At 62.1% G+C, this 6,721-nt stretch carries 7 protein-coding genes and 2 pseudogenes; 3 read left to right on the top strand and 6 right to left on the bottom strand.

The window, feature by feature from the left end; all coding sequences use genetic code 11:
• Positions 1 to 225: 225 nt before the first annotated feature.
• The 5 genes and pseudogenes from WA317_RS17825 to WA317_RS17805 all read right to left on the bottom strand — a co-directional run.
• Positions 226 to 546, bottom strand: a pseudogene (locus tag WA317_RS17825) (FHA domain-containing protein); the annotation flags it as partial.
• A gap of 31 nt (positions 547 to 577) precedes the next feature.
• A pseudogene (odhI, locus tag WA317_RS17820) lies at positions 578 to 1,041 on the bottom strand (oxoglutarate dehydrogenase inhibitor Odhl).
• A gap of 59 nt (positions 1,042 to 1,100) precedes the next feature.
• The gene (locus WA317_RS17815; RefSeq protein WP_425174296.1) at positions 1,101 to 2,189 is read right to left on the bottom strand and encodes a diguanylate cyclase domain-containing protein; all 1,089 of its coding nucleotides are present in this window, start codon (positions 2,187 to 2,189) and stop codon (positions 1,101 to 1,103) included.
• Positions 2,190 to 2,386: 197 nt separating this feature from the next.
• Positions 2,387 to 2,608, bottom strand: coding sequence for a hypothetical protein (locus WA317_RS17810; protein ID WP_425174295.1), 222 nt, complete (start codon positions 2,606 to 2,608; stop codon positions 2,387 to 2,389).
• 61 nt (positions 2,609 to 2,669) lie between these two features.
• The gene (locus WA317_RS17805) at positions 2,670 to 3,599 is read right to left on the bottom strand and encodes a LysR substrate-binding domain-containing protein (protein ID WP_425174294.1); all 930 of its coding nucleotides are present in this window, start codon (positions 3,597 to 3,599) and stop codon (positions 2,670 to 2,672) included.
• A gap of 129 nt (positions 3,600 to 3,728) precedes the next feature.
• Here WA317_RS17805 and WA317_RS17800 point away from each other — a divergent pair, with 129 nt between their 5' ends.
• From WA317_RS17800 to WA317_RS17790, 3 genes are all read left to right on the top strand, one after another.
• A complete protein-coding gene (locus WA317_RS17800) occupies positions 3,729 to 4,502 on the top strand; it encodes an SDR family oxidoreductase (RefSeq protein WP_425174293.1) in 774 nt (257 codons plus the stop codon).
• 22 nt (positions 4,503 to 4,524) lie between these two features.
• Complete coding sequence (locus WA317_RS17795) at positions 4,525 to 5,064, top strand: nitroreductase/quinone reductase family protein (RefSeq protein WP_425174292.1); 540 nt, start codon at positions 4,525 to 4,527, stop codon at positions 5,062 to 5,064.
• A 213-nt stretch (positions 5,065 to 5,277) separates the two neighbouring features.
• Positions 5,278 to 6,027, top strand: coding sequence for an ANTAR domain-containing response regulator (locus WA317_RS17790; RefSeq protein WP_425174291.1), 750 nt, complete (start codon positions 5,278 to 5,280; stop codon positions 6,025 to 6,027).
• 389 nt (positions 6,028 to 6,416) lie between these two features.
• On the opposite strand, the gene WA317_RS17785 is transcribed toward WA317_RS17790, so the two are convergent.
• Positions 6,417 to 6,721 (bottom strand): hypothetical protein (locus WA317_RS17785; RefSeq protein WP_425174290.1); only part of this gene is annotated, 305 nt, incomplete at its 5' end.

Below are 6,721 nucleotides of genomic sequence, written 5' to 3'. Positions count from 1 at the left end.
AGGGACGGATTTCATCAAACTATTGCCGTGCCTGTGACAGGTTAATCGGGGCCATTGCGTTCACGTCGCTCGAAGCCGGGGCTGGGCCGAACTCTGAAGACTTGACAGTTAGCACCATCGGAGGTCTAGATACGAGACAACAACACCCTTCGCGAGGACTGGGTCGGAGCGCTGAAATCGTTTGGCGCGCGCCTTGTCGCCGTAGCGACCCAAACCCGCGCGGTGTCAGGCCGTCGTAGGCGCGGTCAGGAACACCAGACGGAACTTGCCCATCTGGATCTCGTCACCGTTGGCCAGCACCGCCGAGTCGACCAATTCACGGTTAACATAGGTGCCGTCGAGGCTGTTCACGTCGACGACCTGGAATTTTCTGTTCTCCCAGCGAAACTCGGCGTGGTGCTGGCTGGCGGTGATGTCGTCGAGGACGATGTCGCTGTCGGCATGCCGGCCGGCGGATGTGACGGGCCGATCAAGCAGGAACCGGGACCCGGCGTTGGGGCCGCGCTTCACGACAAGCAGGGCCGCGCCTCTCGGTAGCCCTTCGACTTTCCAGTCTTTGTTGCTCACGTGCTGTTCCTTATCGGATGGTCGTGGAGCCCGTCGTGGGCCTGGTTAGGAACACCAGACGGAAATTGCCGACGTGGATCTCGTCGCCGTTTGCGAGCACCGCCGATTGCACCGGTTTGCGGTTGACATATGTGCCGTTGAGGCTGCCGATGTCAACGATCCGGAATCCGCCGTTTTCCCTTCGGAACTCTGCGTGCCGGCGGCTGACGGTGACATCGTCGAGGAAGATGTCGCTGTTGGGATGCCGGCCAGCAGATGTGACGGGCCGATCCAGCAGGAACCGCGATCCGGCGTTGGGTCCGCGCTTTACGACAAGCAGGGCCGAGCCGCTCGGCAACCCTTCGATGTCACCGAGCCCCGCCTCGGCGGCGCCAGTGGTCGAATCATCGAGCTCGCTGAGGAACTCGGCGCGGAAACCGGGGTGGTGTCCCCCGTGCCCCTAGAGCATGTCTGGTCGTTGTCCTGGTTGCTCACTTGTTGTCCTTATTACGCCGCCGAAGTGTCAGGTTGGAACCGTGACATAGCCATCCGTGTCAATTGGTCGTTGTTGGCGCGATGTGGGTTGCGCGGCTTTGGTTTCCGCCGGCGTGTTTGGCGGTGTACATGGCGCTGTCAGCATGGTTGATGAGTTGTTCGATCAGGGGGCGTTCGGTGGGGGTGAACGCAGCGCCTAGTATTGCGCTGGCGATGCCGACGCTGGCTGTGACGGGGTAGGGGATGGCGGCGACGGCGTTGCGCAGTTGTTCGGCGACACTGTGCAGATCGGCATTCGAGTAGGTGTCGGCGACGACGAATTCTTCACCGCCCACCCGGCCGATGATCGCGGTGGGCGGGCGGCAAAGGTGCAGCGCGCCGCCCACGGCGACTAAAGCCTTGTCCCCGGTGGGGTGGCCACGGGTGTCGTTTAGGCGTTTGAACTGGTCCAAATCAATAACGGCCACGCCCAGATACGTGTCACCGGTTCGGGGGCGCAGCAGCAGCGCATAGGCCGACTGATAGAAGGCCCGGCGGGTCAGCAGCCCGGTGAGCATGTCGCGGCTGGATCGGCGCACGTCGCTGCCCAGCGCGTGCACCAGCGATTGCACGGCGAACGGAAACGCTACATTGAGAAAGTGCACGAGCAGAAACGCGCATCCGGCCAGCACCAGGTCGTAGTAGCCGACCAACCGCGCCGCCAGCACAGCTGTGGTGCCCATGGCGACCACGAAGTTGGCCATCAAGTAGGGCGCGGTGTGAAAAAACGCGATGTAGCCGCCCAGCACCGCGAACGCAGTACAGCCCAGCAGTCCGACACGCGGGTCGCTTTGTACAAGACAAACAGCCGCGATACAGCCGTTAGAAGTCACCGAAAACAGCACCGACCGGCCCCGGGTAGGCCAGCGAAACAGCCACAGCAGCGCCAGCACCACCCCCACACCACCGGCAATCGGCGACACGATCAACGCGGCGCGGCTATGCGGTAGCGCCGGGCGCATCACCACCACCACCGGCAGCACGGCAATCGAGGCGATCACCGCGGCAATCATCGCCCGCCACACCAACCGGATTCCACGCGTATTCAAATACAGCGATAACCAGTCGAAGTGATCGCTTTGCCGCCACCACCGCCCCACAGCACTCATGCACACCCCCCGGCGGCACCAACCACTTTCAGGTTGAGCTCAGTATGGTGACCAGAGTCCCTTTGTCGGATGAGAAACCGAGACTTCCGATTATTTAAATTTGAGAAACGAGCCGCTGGCCGAGGCCAGTGGTTCAGAGCAACCGAAGACCGGGTGATACCTCGCGATCCGGGCTAACCAGCACCACGTTGCAGCCGTCATCGGTGGGGTATCCCCAGCACGAGGACCTCGGATATAAAGTCCGCGACTTGTCGCGGTGGCAGATTGACCACCGCCATCACCAAGCGGTCGTTCAGCTCGTCGATGGTGTACAAGTCGGTGATCTGCGCGCTGGACCGGCGTACCCCCAACTCGCCGAGGTCGATCCATAGTTTGTATGCAGGCTTGCGGGCGCGGGCGAACTCCTCGGCCCGAATCACCGGGAGACAGAGGGTCGGCTCGACTGTCTTTTGGGCTTCACAGATTGCCTGGGCATCGGCTTCAGCGGAGTAGTGGCTGGGCGGTGTTGAGCAGGACGGTGCGGGGCTCGGAGATGGTGTGGGGGAGCCATAGGGCTTGAATCGGAACCATCGGCGGGTCGATCAATGGCCGCACATCAACGCGACCTTGCAGTGCTGTGCCGGCGGGTGCGGTGACCAGGGCGACGTAATCGGTGTTGATGACTGCGGTGACGGGGGGAGTGCCTTGCGTTGCGTTCACGGCCAGGGTGGGCTCGAAACCCGCTCTGCGACATGCCGCTACGAGAAAATCGGTGTAGAAGGAAAACGTTGGAGGCGCCCACACGACCAACGTGAAATCGGCGATATCGGTGAGTGCGATCTGGCTCTGGGCGGTGAGTGGATGCCCCGCGCGTACGGCGAGGCGCAGTTCGTCATAACCGATGACGGCCGCCGCTAGATCATGGGGCGTGGTGGCCCCACGACGAAGACCGACATCGACCGCTCGGTCTAGCAGCGCCTGCTGCAACTCGTCGGGAAACATCTGGCGGGCGGTGATCGACAGCTCGGGCAGTGCAGTCCGCACCGGCTCGATGATCGTGAAGACCTCCTCGGCGCTGATCGCGGGAGAATGCCCGACAACAAAAGGCTGCTGATGTCCCGCGGCACTGTGCCGTGTCGCGTCCGCCAGCGCGGCTGCGGCCGCCAGCACGACGGGCGCGCCCTGGCGAAGTTTGTGTCCCGCCGCAGTCAACACCAAACGACGCCCGCGGCGATCGAACAACACCACGCCCAGTGCCCGTTCCAGTTGGCGCATCGCGCTGCTCAACGCCTGCTGCGTGACATGCAGGTGATCGGCAGCCTCGCTCAGGTTCTCATGATCGGTCACTGCCACGAACTGCGACAAGCGATGCAAGTCGATAGGCGACTCGACGGTGTCGGCAGCCCTAGGATCGGCGACCAGTTCCGGCATGTCAACGCCCCCTTAGATACAACTGTTGGTTGTTGTTCAACCATTAAAACCTGTTAGATACTTGTACATGCCTGTTCTAGCCTCAGTCCCAGCCTGACGAAGCGACTGCACACTGGAAGGACCACCTTCGTGAGAGATCACAGCCTGCGCGACAAGACCGTTCTGATTGCCGGCGGCGCGAAGAACCTGGGCGGTTTGATCTCCCGCGATCTCGCCCACCACGGGGTCAAAGCGATCGCGGTGCACTACAACAGTGACGCCACCAGATCCGCCGCCGAGGAGACCGTCGCCGCTGTCAAAGCGGCCGGCCCCGACGCGTATGCATTTCAGGGTGACCTGACCTCGGCTGCCGCCGTGTCCAACCTGTTTGATGAGGCGAAGAGCGCGATGGGGTCGATCGATATCGCGATTAACACTGCCGGAATGGTGATCAAGAAACCGATCACCGAGATCACCGAAGACGACTACGACAAGATCTTCGCGATCAATGCCAAGACCGCATTCTTCTTCATCCAACAAGCCGGCAAACAGCTCTCCGACGGGGGCAAACTGATCACCCTGGTCACCTCGCTGCTGGCGGCCTACACCGGGCTGTACTCAATCTATGCAGGCTCAAAAAGCCCGGTGGAGCACTTCACCCGGGCAGCGTCCAAAGAATTCGGGGAACGCGGCATCTCCGTCGTCGCAGTCGCGCCCGGGCCGATGGAAACCCCGTTCTTCTACGGACAAGAAACCGAGGAGTCGGCCAAGTTCAACCAAACCGCCGCTGACCTGTCGAAATTCACTGAAACCGGGCTCACCGACCCCAACGACATCGTCCCCCTCGTCCGCTTCCTGGTCAGCGATGGCTGGTGGATCACCGGACAAACCATCCTCGCCAACGGCGGCTACACCACCCGCTAGCGCCGCACCCCAGAGACAGGATGTGATCGGCCTCGTTTCTAGATACGAGAATGAACCGGCTGAAGACGGCTGGGATTGGCCCGTCGGTCAGACTGGAGGTGCAAGACTTTCGTGCATGGCTAGTGGAGGCCGGCTTCAACGTCGTTTGGAGAGGTACGCGTTCAATCCGTCGGTGCGGCTCGCGCTGCGACTCGGGATCGCACCGCGAGCATTCGCGCTGCTGGAAACCAATGGTCGGCGCAGCGGTCGACAGCGCCTTACCCCGGTCGGCAACGGCCTCGACGGTGATGTGTTCTGGGTGGTCTCCGAACACGGGAAAGGCTGTGATTACATCAAGAACCTCATCGCCAATCCGAATGCACGGGTCAAGGTCGGCCGCCGCTGGTATAGCGGCACCGCCACGGTCGCCGACAATGACGACGCTTTCGCCCGGCGGCGACGCATCGATAAAAGCAACGGGGTCATCGGCCTCGCCGACGGCGTCATCTTCCGTGCCTCGGCCCAGTGCCCCGGTCACTGTCCGAATCGACCTTCGGCACTGACGCAGCTTCGCGAGTCATGAATGAGACAAGATGTGATCGGTCATGATTCTTTAGATTCGAGACATGAGCGGTCAGATCGCCTGGCGGTCGGCATGCCGGCGGGCAAGTTCATTCCTGAACAACCCGCACCTGCGCACGCTGCTGTCGTATTAGTCACGCATAGCGCCTGGTTAGTAAACTTTGAAGTAGTTTTCGTCGGCGTCGGGGTTATTTGGTTGTGAGGTGGGGCCGAGATGAGTCAAGAAAGGCCTGACGAGCTTTGCCGGCTCGTTAGCACGTCGGAGGCGATCGCGTCGTTGCACGCGTTGTTTGATGCCGAAGAGCCACTCGATACGGTGTTGGTGCGGGTGGCCCAGACCGCCAACAGGGCGGTGCATGACGCCGATGCGGTGAGCATCACTGTGCTCGGCGATCCCGAGTCGCGCACCGTCGCCTGCACCGATGAAAGGATGCTTTCCCTCGACCAGGTGCAATACAGCTCAGGACGGGGGCCGTGCTTGGAAGCCGCCGAGCGGCGCACCCCGGTGCGCATCGCCATGGACATCGACGCCCAGCGCTGGCCGGAGTTCGTTGCAGCATCCCGTGATGCCGGCGTTTTGGCCACCTTGTCGGTGCCGTTAATCGTTGCCCTCACCGGCCAGGACAACGCCGGCGAACTGGTCGGCTCACTCAACATCTACAGTCGCCGCGTTCCAGCGTTCGACTCGTTCGACGAAGAACTCTTGCAACTGTTCGCGACCACGGCCAGCCAGGCCATCACCAACGCCCGGCGCTGGCAGCAGTCCCGCGACTCCGTGGCCGCGCTGCAACGTGCGCTGGTGTCGCGCACCGACATCGACCAAGCCAAAGGCGTGCTGCGCGACCGGACCGGCTGCAGCGCCGACGAGGCGTTCGCGATGCTCGTCGAACAATCCCAACGCGCCAACATAAAACTGCACACCGTGGCCGTGCAGTTGCTGCAACCCCTATCCAACAATCGCTGAGACGTTTGAAGGTGCGGTGACGGTGGCACCCGCCTACAGGGAGGCTGGATAGGGGACCTTGTGCGGCTTCTCAAGGCGACGCCGGCCATGGCTTTCTCCATACACAGCGTTGAGTACCCAGCGCTTTACCCCCGGCGTCGCCGCCCGCCGTTGCACCTGACCGCTACCGTACCGTCGCGCTGACGCGCTCGGACATTCGGTAAAGCCAACGCCCTCAAGCGGTCCCTCACCTGAGAAAGAATCTGGGTACTCCCGTTTGTCTAGATACGAGACGGGCGTCAACGGCGTTGCAGCACGGGCAAAAACAACTCTCGGAGAGGCTGGGCCGCGCTGATGACAGTGCCAGTCCATCAGTTCAGGATGCGCCGAGAATGTTCGGCAGCACCGCTTTAGGTGCTGGTCTGACCGGTGTGGCCGTTGTTGGGTGTCGGGCGTCGCCGACTCACGTGGTCGACGACGCATAGTGACTGGTGGGTCAGTCCTGCTGCCCGGAGATGGAAGTGACCGGTTTTCATGCGGGTGAGCAGCTCGGGCATGCCGATGTGGTGCAGCTGGATGCGGGTCACGGGTATCTGTTCGTGCTGTGCGGAGTAAGACGCGAGGTGGTGAAAATCGCTGCGGCCACCGCAGATATCGATGTCACTGAATCTGAGGGCGTCAAGGTAGACCTGGTCGGCGCCGGAGAGAGCACACC

This window comes from Mycobacterium sp. (assembly GCF_049802695.1).
Taxonomy (GTDB): Bacteria; Actinomycetota; Actinomycetes; order Mycobacteriales; family Mycobacteriaceae; genus Mycobacterium.
The sequence above is the reverse complement of the archived record's forward strand: the minus strand, read 5'-3'. Positions and strand labels throughout refer to the sequence as shown.